The organism is Cupriavidus sp. MEYA8 (assembly GCF_059278825.1).
In genome coordinates, this window is record NZ_CM181221.1 from 1742276 (window position 1) to 1762623 (window position 20348).

Below are 20348 nucleotides of genomic sequence, written 5' to 3' on the forward strand. Positions count from 1 at the left end.
ATCCAAAGAACCATCCTTTCTGCCTGCGTGGTGACCATGCTGGTTTCCGCATGCTCGACCACGCCCATACCGGCGAGTAAGGCAGCGCCAGCACCTTCAGAAAGACTTAGCGGATTGCAAACGCCGCCACCCGGCGAGTTTGCCACGCTGGTCGTGACCCGCGATGAGGGGTTCTACGGCAGCGCGTGCGATGCCGTCCTCTCGGTTGACGGGAAGGAAGTGGGCCGACTCAAATCCGGTGAGGTCGCCCGGTTCTACGCCAAACCGGGGCCGATCATTCTTGGCGCCCAGACTTCGGCAATGTGTCTCGGTGGCTTGAAGGAGAGGGAGGTAAGGCTCACTCCGGCTTCGACGGTCCGCTATCGCATTTCCATCGATTCGAGTGGCGGCCTGGATCTGTCCCCAACCGCATTCTGATTGCAAGGTCTTCGCCACGCCGGGCGGACTATCGACCCGTTGGCGCCGTTCGAGCTTCACTGCCTCGACGGCGCCTGTCCGGCCAATGGTGATCCCCGCAGACGCCGTATCCTCCATGCGCAGGTTCGAAGCTATGCTCCTTACATCCTGAGGAGACATGCATGCGCAGCACTGAGCACCCCGCAGCCAGATGCGCGGCGCCGCGAAGCCTGAGACAACAGGCGCTGTTATGGTTTGGTTTCACTGTGCTCATGTTTCCCGGCGTGGTGCTGGGCATGGACTTCAAGATCTACCACCAGCCGCAAATCAATCTGAGAATGGTGATCGGGGAGGGAACCATTCAGGACGGTGATGCAAGGAAGTTCCAGGCGGTCGCCCGTATGGCCGACCGCGATAAGGAGGGACTTGTCATCCTTGTTCTGAATAGTCCGGGCGGAAATGTCGAGGCCGCTTTCCGGGTTGTCGACGCAATGGATAAGGTTGGCGTCTATACAACAGTTCCAGACAACGCCAGGTGCGCGTCCGCATGTGCCTCGATCCTGTTCGCTTCAGGCGAGCGCCGAAGTGTCGTTGGCACCGGGCTGCTCGGCTTTCACAGTTGCTACCGGCGCGGCGGTGGCCACAGCTACGCCGCGGACTCACTTTGCAACGAAATCATCGCGGCAAACGCAATGCAAAGGGGAGTCAGCCACGCAGCCATCAATCGCTTCGTCAGGCATTATGGTGCGAGAGACATGGCATGGGTCGGGCGCGACGTCGCTTGCAAGTCATTGGAAGGTCTGTGCAGGCCTGGCCTGCTCGAAGCTCGATACGATACGAAGGCTGCGCTGATGCACAGCCTTGATTGCAGCAAGCTCATATCCGTTCAAGCGCAACTTATTTGCGGGGATACAGAACTTACCCGGGTCGATAAGACCTTGGCAGGAATCTATGACCGGAAGCTGAAAGCATCGGCTGACAAGAGGCGCTTACGGGAGGATCAACGCGCATGGCTGCGTAATTCTCGCAACAAGTGTAGCGATAAGGCTTGCCTGCTACGCAGCTATCACCTGCGCATCGATGAACTGAAGCGGATTCGATAGGTGGCGCCCCGGGCCTGCCAATAAGACAGGCGGGCTTTGCTCCATATCATTCGCCTGGCTCAAACCGCAGAGACGCCGCCGCCTTGCTGCGCGGCTCCAGCCGACGGCGGCGCCGTGACAATCGAGCGCAGCGCCGGCTGGGCGGGTTTCAGCGATGCCAGATCCGGCACCGGACGGCGCAACGCGGGCGACGTCGCGAACGCCGCTTCCATGGCCCGCGCTGCCGACAACGTTTGCAGGTCGCCGTGGAAGCGGCCGGTGACCTGCAGGCCGAACGGCATGCCGGCGTCGTCGGTGCCGCAGGGCAGCGCGATTGCCGGGTGCGTGGTCAGGGTCACGACATAGGTCAGCGCCAGCCAACGGTAATAGTTCACCTGCTTCTCGCCGTTGATGGTGTCGGCATACAGGTTAGTCCAGGCGAACGGCGACACGGGTGTGGTCGGCGACAGGATCAGGTCGTATTCCTGGTAGGCCCGCTGGAAGCGCTGCAGGATGCGGTTCTGCTCGGCCTGCGCCCACGCACTGTCGGCCAGCGACATCTTTGCGCCCATTTCATAGTTGGCGCGGGTGTTAGGCCCGAGCGCCGCGGGGTCGCGCTGGTAAGCGTCGTGCAGGCCGGCGACGAAGCTCTCGGCACGCAGCACGTCGAAGCAGCGGTGCACATCGCCAAGGTCGAAACTGACTTCATCGCAGCGCGCGAACAGGTGGCGCATCGCCGCGATCTTCGTGCGGAACACGCGACGGATGCCGTCATCGACCGCGCAGCTGCCGAAGTCTTCAGTCCAGCCCACACGCAACGTCGACAGGTCGCCCGGTGGCGGCGACAGGTATGCATCGGCATCCACCGTGTAGCTCAGCGGATCGGTCACCGACACCCCGGCGGAGGCCGCCAGCTGCAGGCAGGTGTCGGCGACGGTGCGTCCCATCGGTCCTACCACCGAGATCGGCGTCCAGCCCAGCAGCTTGCGTGAGTTGGGTACGATGCCGGGCGAAGGGCGGAATCCGACCACGCCGCACTTGGCCGCGGGAATGCGCAGCGAGCCGCCGGTGTCGGAGCCGGTGCAGACCGGCAGCAGGTCCGCAGCCAGCGCCGCCGCTGAGCCGCCCGACGATCCGCCGGCATTGAGGTTCGGGTTGAACGGATTGCCGGTCGCGCCCCAGACCGCGTTGCGCGAATTCGCGCCGGCGCCCATCTCCGGGATGTTGGTCTTGCCCACCACGATGGCGCCGGCCGCACGCAGGCGCGCCACCAGCACGTTGTCCTCGGCCGGGACATGGTTGCGGAACAGCGGCGAGCCATAGGTGGTCAGCAGCCCCTGCGTCGCCTCCAGGTCCTTGACCCCGAGCGGCAGCCCATGCAGCAGGCCGAGCGGTTCTTTGCGCAGCACCGCCTGTTCGGCGTTGCGCGCTTCCTGGCGGGCGCGCTCGAAGCAGGTGGCGGTGATGGCGTTGATCAGAGGGTTGTAGGCCTCGATGCGCGCGATGCACGCTTCGAGCAGTTCGACCGGCGAGATTTCCCTGGTACCGATCAGGCGGCGCAGTTCGACCGCGGTCAGTGAGGTCAGCGATGTTTGCATCGGTTGCTTGACGGTGGCTTGACGGTGGAATGTGGCTACTGTGGCGCGGTGCCAGGAAAGGTCAGTCGAGCCTGATGTTGGCCCGCTGCGCGATCGCGCGCATCTGCGGGATCTCCTTGTCGATCATGGCGGCGACCTGCTTGCCGGGTGCGAACGACGGCTCGATGCCGCTGTCCGCCAGTTGGCTGCGTGTGGCCGGATCGGCGATGGTGTCGGCCAGCGCCTTCTCCAGCTTCGCCCGGACGTCTTCCGGCAGGCCGCGCGGCCCGACCAACGCGATCCAGGTACTGGTATCCATGCCGGGGTAGCCGCTTTCCGCCACGGTCGGCACATTGGGCAGCAGCGTCGAGCGCTTCGCCGTCGTGACCGCGATGGCCTTGATCTTGCCGGACTTCAGTTGCGGGATCGCCGCCGCGACGGTATCGACGCTGAATGGGATCTGGCCCCCGATCAGGTCGGTCATCGCCGGCGCGCTGCCCTTGTACGGGACATGCAGCAGCTTCGTGCCGATGAGGTTCAGCAGTTCCTCGCCGGCGAAGTGCGCGGTGGTGCCGGCGCCGAACGAGCCGTACGAGTACTTGCCGGGCTGCGCCTTGACTGCGCTGACGAACTCCTTGAGGTTGTTGACCGGCACGTCGCGGTTGGCCAGCAGCACCAGGCCAGTCGAGCCGATCAGGCCGATCGGCTCGAAGTTCTTTTGCGGGTCATACGGCAGCCTGGCGTAGACCGAGGGGTTGACGGTGAATGTGGTACCCGAGGTGGCCATCAGCGTGTAGCCGTCCGGTGCCGACTTGGCCACATAGCTCGCCGCGACCACGGTGCCGGCGCCAGGCCGGTTCTCGACCACCACGGTCTGGCCCAGCCGTTCGCCAAGCTTGCGCGCGATCGTGCGCCCGACGAGGTCGGTGGCACCACCGGGCGGGAAGGGCAGGACAAGCTGGATCGGCTTCGACGGATACCCGCCCTGGGCCCCAGCCGGAGCGGGCGCCAGCACGGCGGCGGCAGCCAGGCTGCAGGCGGACAGGAACAAGTGCGGGCGGTGAGCGGTGGATCGCATGAAGAGGCTCCGGCAGGTAGGACTCGATGCAGTGCGGTGGAAGGGCTGTGACCGCGTTGAACCCATCGTACGACCGATCCGACTCGGAATCGTGGCAATGTTTCGAAAGCTTGATTGCCAAAACAGCAATCCGTAGAATGGACCCTGGTCGGCGGATGCCGATCGCCCCCCGCAATATCCGCTCATGTCCTACCGCATCCTGCAAGAAACAGCTGTCCGCTATTTCCTTGAAGTCGTGCGCACCGGCTCGGTCAAGGACGCCGCGCTCAAGCTCAACGTGGCGCCGTCGGCGGTGAGCCGGCAGATCGCCAAGCTGGAAAGCGAAATGGATACGCTGCTGTTCGACCGGCGCGCCCGCGGCCTCGTCCCCAACGCTGCGGGAGAGCTGCTCGCCGCACACGCCAAGCGCGCCCAGCAGGAGATCGATCGCGTCACCGCCGATATCCAGGCGCTGCGCGGCCTGCGCGTCGGCCAGGTGCGCCTGGCAAGTGTGGAGGGTATTGCGCACGACTTCATCCCGGAACTGGCCGCCAGCTTCCGCGAAAAGTATGGTGGGATCCGCTTCGACCTCCACGTCTGCCCTCAGGGCGACATCGCCCGCCGCATCCGGGACGGCGAGGCGGACATCGGCATCACGCTGAGCGGGTTGCCCGAGCTCGATATCGAAGTGGAGCTGCGCCATCCGGCGCCGGTGCTCGCCATCATGGCGCCGGACCATCCGCTTGCCGGCCAGCGCCAGGTATCGCTGTCCCAGGTCATCGGCTATCCGCTGGCGCTGCCGCCGAAGGAAAGCTCGCTGCGGCAGCTGCTCGACACCAGTTGCAGCCGGCAGGGGTTGAGCTACCAGACCGTCTTTTCCAGCAACAACCTGGATTCGCTGGTCGGCTTTACGACGGCGGGTGGTGGCGTCGTTGCTTTCTATGGCGAGCTATCGGTCCGGCAACGGCTGGCGCAAGGCAGCATTGCCGCGGTACCGTTGCGCGACCGCGAAATGAACGAGCGCTATATCGAGATCCAGACGCTAGCCCGCCGCAACCTGCCGCCGGCGGGGCGCGCCTTCGTGCAGCACCTGGCCGAGGCGATCGCGCGCATGTCCAGCGCTTGATTGCCGGATCGGCAACCAAGGATTCCAATAATTGCCTGCGGCCGATATTCCGCAGCGTCCGCGCCCAATGCAGAATCGGGCTTTGGACACCCGTATCACAAAACCTGCCGTGCCCCAGGCACCGCATCGGACATCATGACAAAGGACATCGTAGTACTCGGCGCCGGCATGGTCGGCGTCTGCACGGCACTGGCGCTGCGCCAGCGCGGCCATGCAGTCGTGCTGGTCGATCGGCGCGAGCCGGGCAGGGAAACGTCTTATGGCAACGCCGGCATCATCCAGCGTGAAGCAGTGCAGCCCTACGCCTTTCCGCGCGAGTGGGCGGCCGTGCTGCGCGTGGTGGCCCGGCAGGGTAACGATGTCCACTACCACCCAGGCGCGCTCGCCAGCCTGCTGCCCCCGCTGGCGCGCTACTGGCGCGAATCGGCACCCGACCGCTATGCCGGCACCATCGCGGCCTACAGCGCGCTGATCCGCCATTGCCTGACCGAGCACGAACGCCTCATTGCGCTGGCCGGCGCCGAGGACCTCGTGCGCAAGTCAGGATGGCTGCAGGGCTATCGCAGCGCCGCAGCCTTCGACGACGCCGCGCGTGCCGCGACGGAAGTCGGGCAGCAGCACGGGCTTGACTACCGGATCCTGGACCGGGCCGGCATTACCGCAACCGACCCGGCGTGGTGCGGGCCGTTGGCCGGCGCGATCCACTGGCGCGATCCCTGGACCATTGCGGATCCCGGCGAGCTGGTCAGCCGCTATGCCACGCTGTACTCGCAGGCCGGTGGCATCGTGCGCCGCGGCGACGCGATGACGCTAAGGCAGGCGGGAAGCGGCTGGACCGTGACGACGGACGAGGGCCCGGTCAACGCCGCCCACGCTGTCGTTACCCTGGGGCCGTGGGCCTCGGCGCTGATCCGGCCGCTCGGCTACCGCTTCCCGCTGTTCGTCAAGCGTGGCTACCACCGCCACTATGCGGTCGAATCCATGCCGAGCCTGCCGCTGCTGGATGTCGAGAACGGGTTCCTCCTGGCGCCGATGAAGCGTGGGCTGCGCCTGACCACCGGCGCCGAGTTTGCCCATCACGATGCGGCGCCGACGCCGGTGCAGCTGCGCAATGCCGAGCGCCACGCGCGTGAACTCGTACGGATGGGCGCGCCGGTCGAGGACACGCCCTGGCTGGGCGCCCGGCCTTGCGTCGCCGACATGCGGCCGATCGTCGGGCAGGCGCCGCGCCATCCCGGCCTGTGGTTCAACTTCGGGCATGGGCATCAGGGTTTTACGCTGGGCCCCGTCACGGCCCGGCTGCTGGCCGAGTTGATGGACGGCGAGCAGCCGTGGGTCGACGCCTCGCCTTACGACCCCGTGCGCTTTGGCTGACCTCCCGAAGTTAGCCAGTCGTATGGACCGGCAACTTGCAAGTGCCGAGTAATGCTCTCTCAGATTATTTTCGAAAAAGCTTGCCAGCCAGGGTACGGGGCCATTAATATTCGCCCCCCGTTCGCAAGGCACCGCGCAACGGGGGAGGAAAAAGACCTGCGAGGCTTCGCTCAAAAGAGCACGCCTTGCAGAATTAAAAAATTTCTCGAAAATGATTGATTGATCGACGAAATTTCTTTATAGTCTCGCTCCTTCGCTGCTGACAAAGCAGCGACGCGACAAGCAAAGCGAATCGCGCAAGTTCTTTAACAAACAAACACCGATAAGTGTGGGCGCTTGATAACGGATGCGAAAGACTTCGGTCTTTTAGCTTACAAGTTATACAGTGCTCGCACAGCAAAACGTGACCGGGTCTTCGGATCTGGTCAGTCAGTTTTCTGAGAGTGAGCGACCGCTCGAAAGAGCGAGGGTCTTCGGACCCACACAGAGATTGAACTGAAGAGTTTGATCCTGGCTCAGATTGAACGCTGGCGGCATGCCTTACACATGCAAGTCGAACGGCAGCACGGGCTTCGGCCTGGTGGCGAGTGGCGAACGGGTGAGTAATACATCGGAACGTGCCCTGTAGTGGGGGATAACTAGTCGAAAGATTAGCTAATACCGCATACGACCTGAGGGTGAAAGCGGGGGACCGTAAGGCCTCGCGCTACAGGAGCGGCCGATGTCTGATTAGCTAGTTGGTGGGGTAAGAGCCTACCAAGGCGACGATCAGTAGCTGGTCTGAGAGGACGATCAGCCACACTGGGACTGAGACACGGCCCAGACTCCTACGGGAGGCAGCAGTGGGGAATTTTGGACAATGGGGGCAACCCTGATCCAGCAATGCCGCGTGTGTGAAGAAGGCCTTCGGGTTGTAAAGCACTTTTGTCCGGAAAGAAATCGCGCTGGTTAATACCTGGCGTGGATGACGGTACCGGAAGAATAAGCACCGGCTAACTACGTGCCAGCAGCCGCGGTAATACGTAGGGTGCGAGCGTTAATCGGAATTACTGGGCGTAAAGCGTGCGCAGGCGGTTTGATAAGACAGGCGTGAAATCCCCGAGCTTAACTTGGGAATGGCGCTTGTGACTGTCAGGCTAGAGTATGTCAGAGGGGGGTAGAATTCCACGTGTAGCAGTGAAATGCGTAGAGATGTGGAGGAATACCGATGGCGAAGGCAGCCCCCTGGGACGTCACTGACGCTCATGCACGAAAGCGTGGGGAGCAAACAGGATTAGATACCCTGGTAGTCCACGCCCTAAACGATGTCAACTAGTTGTTGGGGATTCATTTCTTCAGTAACGTAGCTAACGCGTGAAGTTGACCGCCTGGGGAGTACGGTCGCAAGATTAAAACTCAAAGGAATTGACGGGGACCCGCACAAGCGGTGGATGATGTGGATTAATTCGATGCAACGCGAAAAACCTTACCTACCCTTGACATGCCACTAACGAAGCAGAGATGCCTTAGGTGCCCGAAAGGGAAAGTGGACACAGGTGCTGCATGGCTGTCGTCAGCTCGTGTCGTGAGATGTTGGGTTAAGTCCCGCAACGAGCGCAACCCTTGTCTCTAGTTGCTACGCAAGAGCACTCTAGAGAGACTGCCGGTGACAAACCGGAGGAAGGTGGGGATGACGTCAAGTCCTCATGGCCCTTATGGGTAGGGCTTCACACGTCATACAATGGTGCGTACAGAGGGTTGCCAACCCGCGAGGGGGAGCTAATCCCAGAAAACGCATCGTAGTCCGGATCGTAGTCTGCAACTCGACTACGTGAAGCTGGAATCGCTAGTAATCGCGGATCAGCATGCCGCGGTGAATACGTTCCCGGGTCTTGTACACACCGCCCGTCACACCATGGGAGTGGGTTTTGCCAGAAGTAGTTAGCCTAACCGCAAGGAGGGCGATTACCACGGCAGGGTTCATGACTGGGGTGAAGTCGTAACAAGGTAGCCGTATCGGAAGGTGCGGCTGGATCACCTCCTTTCAGAGCGTGCATCCTACGTTGAGCGTCCACACTTATCGGTAGTTTGTTGGTGAAGGCCAGGTGGCCAAATGCAAGCGCTTAAGGCTTGAGCGCTTGCATTTGGCATTGCCAAGCGATCGCGGGTCTGACCTGCGGATCGGCTGTTCTTTAACAATATGGGATGTAGTAAAGGTGTCGCGCGAGCGTTGATGAGACGCTGCAGTAGCAAACGCGATACCGGGTTGTGATTGTATCAACCAAAATGTATTTAAAGTGATCGAAAGATGACTTGGAATACGGCACAAATGCGAGAACTCAACCTGTAGTGAGTCGTGTCCTCGAGACACACTTGTTATAGGGTCAAGCGAACAAGTGCATGTGGTGGATGCCTTGGCGATCACAGGCGATGAAGGACGCGGTAGCCTGCGAAAAGCTTCGGGGAGCTGGCAAACGAGCTTTGATCCGGAGATGTCCGAATGGGGAAACCCGGCCCGTATGGGTCATCCCACACTGAATCCATAGGTGTGGGAAGCGAACGCGGCGAACTGAAACATCTAAGTAGCTGCAGGAACAGAAATCAACCGAGATTCCCAAAGTAGTGGCGAACGAAATGGGAACAGCCTTGTACTCTTTAGCAGTGTTGTTAGCAGAACGGGATGGAAAGCCCGGCCCTAGCAGGTGATAGCCCTGTATGCGAAAACAGCGTTGTGGAACTAGGTGTACGACAAGTAGGGCGGGACACGTGAAATCCTGTCTGAAGATGGGGGGACCATCCTCCAAGGCTAAATACTCGTGATCGACCGATAGTGAACCAGTACCGTGAGGGAAAGGCGAAAAGAACCCCGGGAGGGGAGTGAAATAGATCCTGAAACCGCATGCATACAAACAGTCGGAGCCCCGCTTTAAGCGCTTTCGGCGAACCTCACGCAGTGAGGATCGCCAAAAGACCTCAGTGTGAAATAGCAGCACTGGCGCGCAAAGCGGTTTAAGCGCGAGAGCGCTTAAAGCGGGGTGACGGCGTACCTTTTGTATAATGGGTCAGCGACTTACATTCAGTGGCAAGCTTAACCGATTAGGGCAGGCGTAGCGAAAGCGAGTCCGAACAGGGCGTTGAGTCGCTGGGTGTAGACCCGAAACCAGATGATCTATCCATGGCCAGGTTGAAGGTGCGGTAACACGTACTGGAGGACCGAACCCACTAACGTTGAAAAGTTAGGGGATGAGCTGTGGATAGGGGTGAAAGGCTAAACAAATCTGGAAATAGCTGGTTCTCTCCGAAAACTATTTAGGTAGTGCCTCGTGTCTCACCTTCGGGGGTAGAGCACTGTCATGGTTGGGGGGTCTATTGCTGATTACCCCGCCATAGCAAACTCCGAATACCGAAGAGTGCAATCACGGGAGACAGACATCGGGTGCTAACGTCCGGTGTCAAGAGGGAAACAACCCAGACCGCCAGCTAAGGTCCCCAAATATAGCTAAGTGGGAAACGAAGTGGGAAGGCTAAAACAGTCAGGAGGTTGGCTTAGAAGCAGCCACCCTTTAAAGAAAGCGTAATAGCTCACTGATCGAGTCGTCCTGCGCGGAAGATGTAACGGGGCTAAGCTATATACCGAAGCTGCGGACGCGTGCGTTCCTTTAAGTGCACCAAGCTTGTCGATGCGCAGCATTGACAAAGCCACCCACAATGATCGTGGTGGCCAATGCTAGTGGATTTAAAGGAGCGCACGCGTGGTAGGAGAGCGTTCTGTAAGCCTGTGAAGGTGTCTTGTAAAGGATGCTGGAGGTATCAGAAGTGCGAATGCTGACATGAGTAGCGATAAAGGGGGTGAAAGGCCCCCTCGCCGTAAGCCCAAGGTTTCCTACGCAACGTTCATCGGCGTAGGGTGAGTCGGCCCCTAAGGCGAGGCAGAGATGCGTAGCTGATGGGAAGCAGGTTAATATTCCTGCACCGTCGTATGATGCGATGGGGGGACGGATCGCGGAAGGTTGTCCGGGTGTTGGAAGTCCCGGTCCCTGCATTGGAGAAGGCGCTCAGGCAAATCCGGGCGCGGGATTCAAGGATGCGGGGCGAGCGGCCTAGTGCTGCGAAGCAATTGGAAGTGGTTCCAAGAAAAGCCTCTAAGCTTCAGTCATACGAGACCGTACCGCAAACCGACACAGGTGGGCGAGATGAGTATTCTAAGGCGCTTGAGAGAACTCGGGAGAAGGAACTCGGCAAATTGGTACCGTAACTTCGGGATAAGGTACGCCCTGGTAGCTTGACTGGCCTGCGCCAGAAGGGTGAAGGGGTTGCAATAAAATGGTGGCTGCGACTGTTTAATAAAAACACAGCACTCTGCAAACACGAAAGTGGACGTATAGGGTGTGACGCCTGCCCGGTGCCGGAAGATTAAATGATGGGGTGCAAGCTCTTGATTGAAGTCCCGGTAAACGGCGGCCGTAACTATAACGGTCCTAAGGTAGCGAAATTCCTTGTCGGGTAAGTTCCGACCTGCACGAATGGCGTAACGATGGCCACACTGTCTCCTCCCGAGACTCAGCGAAGTTGAAGTGTTTGTGATGATGCAATCTCCCCGCGGCTAGACGGAAAGACCCCATGAACCTTTACTGTAGCTTTGCATTGGACTTTGAACCGATCTGTGTAGGATAGGTGGGAGGCTTTGAAGCGTGGACGCCAGTTCACGTGGAGCCGTCCTTGAAATACCACCCTGGTTTGTTTGAGGTTCTAACCTTGGCCCGTGAATCCGGGTCGGGACAGTGCATGGTAGGCAGTTTGACTGGGGCGGTCTCCTCCCAAAGTGTAACGGAGGAGTTCGAAGGTACGCTTGGTACGGTCGGACATCGTACCTAAAGTGCAATGGCAAAAGCGTGCTTAACTGCGAGACCGACAAGTCGAGCAGGTGCGAAAGCAGGACATAGTGATCCGGTGGTTCTGAATGGAAGGGCCATCGCTCAACGGATAAAAGGTACTCTGGGGATAACAGGCTGATACCGCCCAAGAGTTCATATCGACGGCGGTGTTTGGCACCTCGATGTCGGCTCATCTCATCCTGGGGCTGTAGCCGGTCCCAAGGGTATGGCTGTTCGCCATTTAAAGAGGTACGTGAGCTGGGTTTAAAACGTCGTGAGACAGTTTGGTCCCTATCTGCCGTGGGCGTTGGAATCTTGACGGGGGCTGCTCCTAGTACGAGAGGACCGGAGTGGACGTACCGCTGGTGTACCTGTTGTCTCGCCAGAGGCATCGCAGGGTAGCTATGTACGGAAGAGATAACCGCTGAAAGCATCTAAGCGGGAAACTCGCCTGAAGATGAGGATTCCCTGGAGGCTTGACCTCCTTGAAGGGTCGTTCGAGACCAGGACGTTGATAGGCTGGGTGTGGAAGCGCAGTAATGCGTTAAGCTAACCAGTACTAATTGCCCGTAAGGCTTGATCCTATAACCAGTGTGTTTCACCTGGTGTGTGTGATCGTGTCTGTGCCAGATACGCACAACCCCAACTACATCCCGATTCGTGACGCTGGCTTGAACCCCAGCGCCACAACCCCTCATGCCTGGTGACCATAGCGAGCTGGAACCACCCCTTCCCATCCCGAACAGGACCGTGAAACAGCTCCGCGCCGATGATAGTGCGGATTACCCGTGTGAAAGTAGGTCATCGCCAGGCTCTTATTGTGCAAAACCCCTCGACAGCGTGTGCTGCGAGGGGTTTTTGCTTTGGCGGTCACGCCTAGAATGGTGCAGCGGCCGCCAGGCCAGCGACTATGCTTCTGCCACCTGATCCGCCGGCGGAGATAAAGTCAAATCTGGTGTATGAAGGTTGATCGTGGCCGGTCGTCAGGCGGCGAGTTTCTGCTGAACCGGCGGATTGTCTTGCGCCGGGGCACCGTCCTTGAAGGGGACGCCCTTCAAGAGCAGTTCGATGTGTTCGGCACCTTTGATGCGGCGCCATGTTTTCTCGGCTTCCTCGATCAGCTTGAAGGCCAGGCCAAGGAAAGTCGCTCGTGACACGCAATTGCGCGTGCGCGTCGTGCGGTGACGCACGGTCGCGAAGGTCGACTCAATCGCGTTGGTCGTGCGGATGTGCTGCCAGTGCTCGGCCGGGAAGTCGTAGAAGGTCAGCAGGCTGTCTCGGTCCTTGGTGAGCACGCCGGTGGCCTTGGGGTACTTGGCGCCGTAGATCGTCGCAAAGCGATCGAAGGCAGCATAGGCATCTGCCCTGGTGGCCGCCATCCAAATCGCCTGCAGATCTGCCTTGGCGCGGCCGTGCTGGGACTTGGGCAAGGCGTTCAGGACATTGCCCATCTTGTGGAACCAGCAACGCTGGGCGCGCGTGGCCGGGAACACCTCCTCCAGGGCAGCCCAGAATCCCATGGCGCCATCGCCGACCGCCGCCAGCGGGCCAGCCTGCAGGCCGCGGGATTTCAGGTCCAACAGTACTTCCACCCACGATGCCTTCGATTCCCGATAGCCGTCACCGATCGCCACGCGCTCCTTCCTGCCGTCTGGCGTAACGCCGATGATGACCAGCAGGCATTGCCCGTCCGATCCCTCGCTACGCAGACCCGTGTGGATGCCGTCCACCCACCAATACACATGGCGCGCCGCCGACAGATCACGCTGATTCCAGCTCGCATGCTCGTCTGCCCACTGCGCCTTCAATCGGCTCACCACGTTGGCCGATAGCCCTTTGGCATCCTCACCAAGCAGCACCGACAACGCCTCGCTCATGTCGCCTGTCGATACTCCCTTCAGATACAGCCAGGGCAGCGCTGCACTCACCCGCGGCGACTTCCTCACATACGGCGGCACGATCGCCGAGTTGAACTTCACGCCAGACCCGGACCGATCGCGCACCTTGGGCACCTTCACGGCAATCGGGCCGGCCCCCGTCAGCACCTCGCGCTCCGGGAGGTAGCCATTGCGAACCACGGCGCGCTGCCCGCTCAACGTCTTGACGTTACTGAACTGCTCAAGCAGCTCTGCCAGCTCCACTTCAATCGCCTCCTGGATGACCCGCCGAGCCCCGCGCCTGATCAGCTCCTCGAGCCCAAGCCCGATTTCCGATAGACCGACTGCTTCTTTCCCTTTATCCTTGCTCATGGTGGACCTTTCTTGTGCTGGTTTCCGATCTCGACAATCAGATTCTCAGCGGAAAGCTCCACCGCCCTCTACTCCGCGCCTCAAATTCCCCGCCCGTACACCAGTTTCGACTTTAGCTCCCGCCGGCGCCGCCTGTGCCGCAAGCGTCTGTGCCACCCAGTATCCGGTATTGACCTCGATATCAGGGATACAACTATATCGACTTTACTTTCGGCCAGTCCGACTTCGCCAGCCACCGCCTTACGGCAACCGGTATATCACGTTGACAACATCTTCTTTGACGACAGCGTGCCGGCTGGCCATTCGATCATCACCGACAATGCCGAGGATTCGCCGTTAGGCACCAACCAGCCGCCGTATATCAATAACGGCAGCTTTATCCAGTCGCACAATATCCTTCGGCATATCTACGGCAATCTGCATGCCCCTTCACGTCAGCTGAGCGGACGCCTGCTACGCTTCGACCAGACGGAGTTCTTCGGAAATGAAGCGCGGGCAAGCGTTGACGCCGAGCAGGCGGTAGAACTCGCGAGTGCGTTCCACGCAGGACTCCAGCAGCCTCCGCCGGTAGCCATGTCATATAACCCATGGCTCGGGCGTGCGGGCAATGCTGGGCAGGGAGGGAGTCTATTGGGGTCGGACCGCCAGCAGCCGCATCAGAGCCAGGCCTCTTGCGAAGCGAGACTGCACCGGCTTCTCGTCAAGGATGGCCACAAGAAGCAAGCCAAGGGACGGGCTGAAGATCATCGAGAAAGTCGTCCAGGCCGCGCCGGAGCGCCCCAGCCCGTTGGCAAAGAAGCCGACCAGAACGGAGAAAATCAACCAACAGGCAATGGCGAACATGACGGAAACTCGCAAGGGGGATCTACAGTGGCGTCGCGCGGGACGGCGTGTCGCTCTCACTCCCTTTCGCTTGTGCTGTCTTGCCGAATCGGTGGATGGAGGGGAAGCGCTGCTATCAGTATGTGAAATCGCCGCGCCTCCATTTGACGTGGCGGGACAAAAATTTTGCTGTTCGGGACAGTTAGGGTTAGTTGGGGGCCGGTGCAGTGCGCTTGGGTGGGGGAAGGGACGGATACCGCACAACCTTCTTTGCGAGGCCTTGGATGCGGCATCGGGGTCGTGGTTTCAAGCCAGCTCGTGATGATCAGGGGAGGGGATATACACACTTGCTTCGCCGTCAATCAGTCTCCGCAAGGCTGCGAAACGCTGGTGTACATCTTCTCCAAATAATGGATCGACGCTGGCCGGCTCAATGGCCGCGACCGCTGCCCAATCTTCTTCGGTTAGCAAGTGTGCGGCACGGGGCATGACCTGTTTCTCCTCGGTGGAGAGATGATTGCGATAGTAGGCAAGGTACATGGCGGCAGCGGCTTCCAGCGCCGTTCGCGACGTTATGACATCTCGTTCCGCTTCATGAAGCCGGTTGAGCAAATCCTCGCCTACCGCTGCAATCACACGATGCTCTTGCAGAAGCCGGCTGATCACAATGCGCATGCCTGGGTCTCGCTCGACGAGCAGCGCGTATGCAACATCCTCCCGAGGATGGTGAACGCAATCGCCATACTTGCGCATGTACTCGATGATCAGCTCCATCAAACCGTAGTTTGGCTGCTCCTCCTGGTAAAAGGCGCTCACCTCTCTCTCCAACAGGTCGAGCAGGCTGGCGAAGTTGATATGGTCGGTATGCCAGGCGGCAAGTTGGTTATTCATGGTGCCCCTCCCGGGAGGTCGAGTGGATCTTGAGTCCGCATCCATATCGGAATTGCAAGATCCTGATGACACCATAGGCATCCGTCACCATGGGGATCTGATGCAGATCAATCAGACTCCAGATGCCTTGACGACTCGCGAGCTAACTGTCGAGCTTGTCACTTGCGCTTCAGCCGTGGCCGGCCATGAGTTAGCGCGGCAGGAAGAAGAAGGTGAGGGCAAGCGCGAAATAGACCATCAGGAGTTGCGTGCCCTTGAACCAGTCGGCGCGTCCGTCGCTTGCCATTTGCGCCGTGACCAGCACTGACAGGACCACAATGAGTACCAGGGCTGGACGAAAGGCCAGGTCCATCGGAGCCGGACCGAGAAAATGGCTGACGAGCACCAGGACTGGCGCGACGAAAAGTGCCACCTGGACGCTGGATCCCACCGCAATGGAAAACGAAAGGTCCATGCGATTTCTGATGGCTGCGGTAATGGCCGATGCATGTTCGGCTGCATTGCCCAGGATTGCCACGACGAACGCGCCGACAAAAATTTCGCTGAGGGCGTAGGCGTGCATCATGGGGCCAATAGCGCCCACCATGATCTCGCTCATCCACGCCGTCCCGACGGTGGCTGCCGCCAGTATCGCTAGCGCGCGGGGGGCGTTGGCAGGTGGCTTGTCTTTCTCGCGTTCTGTCGCCGCCATCCCGGCTTCGTGTGCACTGCGGAACAGCGCAGGATGAGTGACCAACGAAAACAACAGATACAGCGCGTAGATGACAAGCAGCGCAATGGAAATACAGACGCTGAGCCGGTACAGCACGTCTGATCTGTCCGCTACGGCTTCGAAGCTGGCAGGGAGGACCAGCGCGATCGCCGACAGTATGAGCATGGTCGCCTGCGAACGCGCACCGCGCGGGTTGAACCGTTGCTCGGGATAGCGAATGCCCCCCGCGAGCATCGCGGCGCCAAACACCAGCAGCAGGTTGCCGACAATGGAACCGACGATGGAGGCTTCCACGACCTGATGAAGGCCTGCACGCAAGGCAACCAGTGCAATGATCAGCTCCGCCGCATTGCCGAATGTCGCATTGAGCAAGCCACCGATGGCCTCGCCCAGCCGCTCTGCCAACTGCTCGGTGGCATGGCCCATCCGTCCCGCAAGGGGAAGGATGGCCACGGCAGAAGTCAGGAAAATGAGCAGATGCTGGTCGGCCGCGAGGAATTCCAGGGCAATCGCGATCGGCACGAATACGAGAAGCCAGTTCATCCACATGGGGCGTTCCTTTGCAAGGGCTGCCAGCGCCGAGCGGATCAGTGTGGCCTGTGCGCACGACGATCATTCGTGCCTGGCGATAAAGCCCGCAACGGTGTCGTACAGCAGGTGCGGCTGCTCCAGGAAGATGAAGTGGCCGCCGTCCAGCATGACAAGCTCGGCGCCGGGGATTCGCGCGGCAATCTCCGCGGAGAAGTAGGGCGGGGCGCAGAAGTCGCGCTCACCCACCACTACCAGCGTCGGTGTCGAGATAGAAGGAAGGTCCTCGAAGGCGTCATGACCGACGATCATCTCGATGCGGGCAAAGCCGATCTCTGGTTCAAATGTGCCGGCCGCTGTCGCGTCCACCCATGCCTGCACCTGCTGCGGGTGCTCGCGCATGAATCGCGCATCGAACAGGAACAGCGCGTTGGCCTCCGTCGAGGCGCGCAGGCCGGAATCGTTCAGCATGCGTTGCCGCATGGCGAACTGGCGACGGTAGAACGCATCCGCGCGAGCAATCGAGGAGACAATGGTTGCGCTGCGCAATAACTCGCGGTGACGGATCGCCAGTAGCTGCGCGATGGCGCCGCCGGTTGAAGAACCGACGACATGGACTGGTCCGCATCCGACGGCCTCGACAATCCGCGCCATGTCTCGCGCGTGCTGAGGAATCGTCATGTCGCGGGCGGTGTGCTCAGATGCACCGGTTCCCCGGTGGTCCGGGATGATCACCTGGTGATGCGAGGCGAACAGATCAATCTGCGGTCCCCAGGATGCACCCACTCCCGCAAGCCCGGCCAACAAGAGAACGGTTGAACCCTGGCCCTTGATCTCGTAGTGGATACGAACACCGTCTGAGGTTACGTCTGGCATGTTGCTTCCCCGGTTTAGGGCAGCGTGAGAAGTCGAAGGGGTCGAAGATCGCGCCGTTGACGCCAGCCCGGCGTGCTTCCGTATCCGACTCCGGATGCAAGGGGGACTGTGCGAAAAGCGTACATACTGGTATAGGCGGATCGTCCTCTTCGTCAAAGCCCTGCCTGGCACAAGGGCGCGCAGCAAGACCGGCCGGCCAGGGTGGCGCTCAGCGCGCGCGCATCCCATACTAGAAGCGGTGCCCTGAGGACCAGGGGGCTCAGGCTGGCGCAAGAGCGCCGGCTCCGAGCAAGCATGAAGGGCGCCCAAACGGCTAAGGAGCAAGAGCTAGATATGAAAGCGCTAGGCGTGCTTCTCGGCATATCCATGGCGGCTGGGGTTGCGCCTTACGCCGGAGCCGCTGGATGCCAATACGACATGCAGTGCAAAGGGGAGCGAATCTGCGAGAACAGTCAGTGCGTCTCTCCCGGGGCACAGGAGCGGAGCGTCGATCCAGGCATCAAGGTCCCTGCGGCTCCAAAAAGCATCCCCAAAGCTGAGCAACCCACCCGGGCTTTCCCGGCAACGAAAAATGTTCCGGCGCCTGCGCCACCTCCCAAGTCTGCGCAAGTGACGAAAAGCGTTCCCGCCCCTGAGCACGCCATGCCGGCTGAGCGATCCGCCATGGCTTCTCCCGCAGTGGTGAATTCTCCGGCGCCTGCGACGGAATTCCGATTCTGCTGCACCAAGGTCGGTAAATTTCCCATGGACCCGGAAGCGAGCGCGGACGGCCCCCTCAAGCAAGGCGATACCTGTCATGGGATCACCAGTTACGGGACGCCGCTACCTGGCACGCCCTGTAATTAAAAGGTTCCACGCCCATCGCGCCAGAACGCGATGGGATGACCGCCTGTGCCCGGGCCTGGAAGGGAGCGTGTCATGTCCGTAGCACTTCGATCTTCGCTTTGCCAATTCTTCGTCGCCTGCTGCCTTGGCATCGCAGCCTGCGGAGGGGGCGGCGACGAAGAGGGCAATGACGGCGGCACCGGCACGCTGATGATCTCCATCTCCGGCCTGCCGTCCGGGACGTCGGCGGCCATCACGGTACTGGGGCCCGGCGAGTTCCGCCAGACCGTGACCCAGCCGACCACGCTGTCCAACCTGGCTCCTGGCAGCTATACCGTCAGTGCCGCCAATGTGCTGACCAGCAGCGCGCTGCTCAAGCCGCAGCCGCCCTCGCAGACGGTGGGGGTGGCCGCGGGCGCACGCGCCTTGGCCATGGTGGCTTACGAGGCAACATAGCGGTTGTCACCGAGCCACGCACCCGTCGTCCCAACCTTATGCCGCCTTCACGGCCGCCGCGTCGCGCGTGCCGTCCGCCGCTTCGCGCTGCAGCGCGGAGGCGCGCTGCGCCAGCTTGCTGAGGCTGGGGTTCATCGGCTTCAGCTCCATGCGTTCGGCCGCCAGCGCGCAGGCCAGGTTGGCGCGTTCGCCGCGCAGCGCCGACTCGATCAGGGTCAGGTTGATCAGGTCGCGCTGGGCATGGCTGCCGCCGAAGCGGTGCGCGATCTGGCGCACCGGCATCAGCAGCTCGATGCTGCGATCGTAGTCGCGCCGCGAGAAGGCGACCAGGGCCTCGGTCACCGGCAGGCCGACATCGCGCGTCATCATCGCGTTGCAGCCGCTTCCGGCCGCCGCGGCGCGCATGCCGGCGAGCAGGGCGGCGAGCGCGTCATCGCGCCCGGCGCACAGGAAGGCCATCGCCGCATGGGTGTCGTTGAAGGCGTAGTACCCTTGCGCGCCGCGGGCCTGCCAGGTATCGGCCAGCTCGTCCCAGCGCGAGCCCACGTCGATGCCGCGCAGGTGCAGGCGCCACAGCATGGCGCAGCCATCGATCAGTTCCAGCGCGACCGAAGACTGGTTCTCGCGGATGTGCGCGTCGTAGATGTCCAGTACCTGCCTGGCGTGGCCGAGCTCCAGATGGAACAGCGCCAGGTGCCACCAGTTGTGCACGGCCATCATGTTGTCCTGCGACCAGTCGCCGGCACGCCCGCTCAGCCAGTCGATGCCTTCGTCCTGGCGGCCCTGCATTTCCATCACGTGGGCCACGGCGTGGATCGCCCAGGGATCGCGCGGGTTCAGTTCCAGCGCGAAGCGGCCGCGTTCCTCGGCCTGCTCGTACCGGTGCGTTTCCTCGAGGCCGAAGGCATGCATGCCGAGCACATAGCCGAAGCCCGGCACACGGGTGTTCCAGTGGGGCAGCACCTGGGCGATGCGGTCGCGCAGCAGGGTGGACTGCCCGAGCAGGAAGTCCCCGATATGGGCTACCTGCAGCGCCAGGCTGTCGCGCGGGTAGTCGATCACGATGTCGCCGTAGAGCTGGATCGAGCGTGTGAAATGGCCATCCAGCCAGGCGCGCGCCGCGGCGATATGCCGGCGCTCGCGCTCGTTCGCGCTGGCGGACAGCGCTTCGCCTGCTTCCACGCTTTCGCGCAGCAGCGGCGCTACGGTGCCGTCGCCCGCGGTGATCATCATCCCGGCCCGCAGCGCATGCCCCATCACGAAGCCGGGGTCCTCCGCCAGGGCGTGATCGATCACGGTGAGCGGGTCGCCGTAGTAACCGTGCAGCAGTTCCAGTGCTGCCTCGAAGCGCTCGATCGAGCTGGCGTTGGTGCTTGAAACCGAAACACTCCGCGAATCCGTATGTGCCATGACGCAATCCTTCCAGTGTGATGGAGACAGCCCTTGTCTCGATAATCAGCCCGCTGATGCCGCTATTGCGCGCTACGGTAGTGCCGCGCGGCCCCGGGGGTTGTCCTGATAGTA

At 61.2% G+C, this 20348-nt stretch carries 13 protein-coding genes and 3 rRNA genes; 8 read left to right on the forward strand and 8 right to left on the reverse strand.

The features are described from left to right. The first annotated feature begins 36 nt into the window (after nt 1-36). Both AC5WJ1_RS08035 and AC5WJ1_RS08040 read left to right on the forward strand, forming a co-directional pair. Nucleotides 37-417, forward strand: coding sequence for a hypothetical protein (locus tag AC5WJ1_RS08035; protein ID WP_133097288.1), 381 nt, complete (start codon nt 37-39; stop codon nt 415-417). A gap of 161 nt (nt 418-578) precedes the next feature. Then, a complete protein-coding gene (locus AC5WJ1_RS08040; RefSeq protein ID WP_240745970.1) occupies nt 579-1499 on the forward strand; it encodes a lysozyme inhibitor LprI family protein in 921 nt (306 codons plus the stop codon). A gap of 59 nt (nt 1500-1558) precedes the next feature. Here AC5WJ1_RS08040 and AC5WJ1_RS08045 read toward each other — a convergent pair whose 3' ends face one another. Continuing rightward, entirely contained in the window at nt 1559-3076 is a 1518-nt protein-coding gene (locus tag AC5WJ1_RS08045; RefSeq protein WP_195432314.1) for an amidase, read from the reverse strand. 61 nt (nt 3077-3137) lie between these two features. Continuing rightward, nucleotides 3138-4133 carry a Bug family tripartite tricarboxylate transporter substrate binding protein gene (locus tag AC5WJ1_RS08050; RefSeq protein WP_133097285.1) on the reverse strand — a complete coding sequence of 332 codons (996 nt, stop codon included), beginning with the start codon at nt 4131-4133 and terminating at the stop codon, nt 3138-3140. A 184-nt stretch (nt 4134-4317) separates the two neighbouring features. Between AC5WJ1_RS08050 and AC5WJ1_RS08055 the strand changes: the two genes are divergently transcribed. The 5 genes from AC5WJ1_RS08055 (at nt 4318) to rrf (ending at nt 12278) form a co-directional block, all read left to right on the forward strand. Then, on the forward strand, nt 4318-5238 hold the full coding sequence (locus AC5WJ1_RS08055; RefSeq protein ID WP_135705232.1) for a LysR family transcriptional regulator: 921 nt from the start codon (nt 4318-4320) through the stop codon (nt 5236-5238). Nucleotides 5239-5373: 135 nt separating this feature from the next. Then, a complete protein-coding gene (locus tag AC5WJ1_RS08060; protein WP_133097283.1) occupies nt 5374-6612 on the forward strand; it encodes an NAD(P)/FAD-dependent oxidoreductase in 1239 nt (412 codons plus the stop codon). 492 nt (nt 6613-7104) lie between these two features. Next, a 16S ribosomal RNA gene (locus AC5WJ1_RS08065) occupies nt 7105-8636 on the forward strand. A gap of 337 nt (nt 8637-8973) precedes the next feature. Further along, a 23S ribosomal RNA gene (locus AC5WJ1_RS08070) occupies nt 8974-12049 on the forward strand. 115 nt (nt 12050-12164) lie between these two features. Beyond that, nucleotides 12165-12278: ribosomal RNA gene (gene rrf, locus AC5WJ1_RS08075) — 5S ribosomal RNA — on the forward strand. The 16S, 23S and 5S rRNA genes sit together here, the layout of an rRNA operon. Before the next feature lie 170 nt (nt 12279-12448). On the opposite strand, the gene AC5WJ1_RS08080 is transcribed toward rrf, so the two are convergent. From AC5WJ1_RS08080 to AC5WJ1_RS08100, 5 genes are all read right to left on the reverse strand, one after another. Further along, the gene (locus AC5WJ1_RS08080; protein ID WP_022540107.1) at nt 12449-13714 is read right to left on the reverse strand and encodes an IS256 family transposase; all 1266 of its coding nucleotides are present in this window, start codon (nt 13712-13714) and stop codon (nt 12449-12451) included. A 627-nt stretch (nt 13715-14341) separates the two neighbouring features. After that, entirely contained in the window at nt 14342-14557 is a 216-nt protein-coding gene (locus AC5WJ1_RS08085; RefSeq protein WP_195432033.1) for a hypothetical protein, read from the reverse strand. Nucleotides 14558-14842: 285 nt separating this feature from the next. Beyond that, nucleotides 14843-15427, reverse strand: a complete 585-nt coding sequence (locus AC5WJ1_RS08090; protein ID WP_135705235.1) for a hemerythrin domain-containing protein — start codon at nt 15425-15427, stop codon at nt 14843-14845. A gap of 190 nt (nt 15428-15617) precedes the next feature. Continuing rightward, nucleotides 15618-16688, reverse strand: a complete 1071-nt coding sequence (gene cax, locus AC5WJ1_RS08095; protein WP_135705236.1) for a calcium/proton exchanger — start codon at nt 16686-16688, stop codon at nt 15618-15620. A gap of 63 nt (nt 16689-16751) precedes the next feature. Further along, nucleotides 16752-17543 carry an alpha/beta fold hydrolase gene (locus AC5WJ1_RS08100; protein WP_135705237.1) on the reverse strand — a complete coding sequence of 264 codons (792 nt, stop codon included), beginning with the start codon at nt 17541-17543 and terminating at the stop codon, nt 16752-16754. 918 nt (nt 17544-18461) lie between these two features. Between AC5WJ1_RS08100 and AC5WJ1_RS08105 the strand changes: the two genes are divergently transcribed. Beyond that, the gene (locus AC5WJ1_RS08105; RefSeq protein ID WP_195432032.1) at nt 18462-18824 is read left to right on the forward strand and encodes a hypothetical protein; all 363 of its coding nucleotides are present in this window, start codon (nt 18462-18464) and stop codon (nt 18822-18824) included. Nucleotides 18825-18860: 36 nt separating this feature from the next. Here AC5WJ1_RS08105 and AC5WJ1_RS08110 read toward each other — a convergent pair whose 3' ends face one another. Next, nucleotides 18861-20234, reverse strand: coding sequence for a tetratricopeptide repeat protein (locus tag AC5WJ1_RS08110; RefSeq protein WP_133096143.1), 1374 nt, complete (start codon nt 20232-20234; stop codon nt 18861-18863). Between the last annotated feature and the right edge of the window lie 114 nt (nt 20235-20348).

Excerpts from the sequence above, each read along its gene's own strand:
- AC5WJ1_RS08035 (WP_133097288.1), top strand. The coding sequence starts at position 37 with ATGCTGGTTTCCGCATGCTCGACCACGCCCATACCGGCGAGTAAGGCA.
- AC5WJ1_RS08040 (WP_240745970.1), top strand. The coding sequence starts at position 579 with ATGCGCAGCACTGAGCACCCCGCAGCCAGATGCGCGGCGCCGCGAAGC.
- AC5WJ1_RS08045 (WP_195432314.1), bottom strand. The coding sequence starts at position 3,076 with ATGCAAACATCGCTGACCTCACTGACCGCGGTCGAACTGCGCCGCCTG.
- AC5WJ1_RS08050 (WP_133097285.1), bottom strand. The coding sequence starts at position 4,133 with ATGCGATCCACCGCTCACCGCCCGCACTTGTTCCTGTCCGCCTGCAGC.
- AC5WJ1_RS08055 (WP_135705232.1), top strand. The coding sequence starts at position 4,318 with ATGTCCTACCGCATCCTGCAAGAAACAGCTGTCCGCTATTTCCTTGAA.
- AC5WJ1_RS08060 (WP_133097283.1), top strand. The coding sequence starts at position 5,374 with ATGACAAAGGACATCGTAGTACTCGGCGCCGGCATGGTCGGCGTCTGC.
- AC5WJ1_RS08080 (WP_022540107.1), bottom strand. The coding sequence starts at position 13,714 with ATGAGCAAGGATAAAGGGAAAGAAGCAGTCGGTCTATCGGAAATCGGG.
- AC5WJ1_RS08085 (WP_195432033.1), bottom strand. The coding sequence starts at position 14,557 with ATGTTCGCCATTGCCTGTTGGTTGATTTTCTCCGTTCTGGTCGGCTTC.
- AC5WJ1_RS08090 (WP_135705235.1), bottom strand. The coding sequence starts at position 15,427 with ATGAATAACCAACTTGCCGCCTGGCATACCGACCATATCAACTTCGCC.
- cax (WP_135705236.1), bottom strand. The coding sequence starts at position 16,688 with ATGTGGATGAACTGGCTTCTCGTATTCGTGCCGATCGCGATTGCCCTG.
- AC5WJ1_RS08100 (WP_135705237.1), bottom strand. The coding sequence starts at position 17,543 with ATGCCAGACGTAACCTCAGACGGTGTTCGTATCCACTACGAGATCAAG.
- AC5WJ1_RS08105 (WP_195432032.1), top strand. The coding sequence starts at position 18,462 with ATGTCCGTAGCACTTCGATCTTCGCTTTGCCAATTCTTCGTCGCCTGC.
- AC5WJ1_RS08110 (WP_133096143.1), bottom strand. The coding sequence starts at position 20,234 with ATGGCACATACGGATTCGCGGAGTGTTTCGGTTTCAAGCACCAACGCC.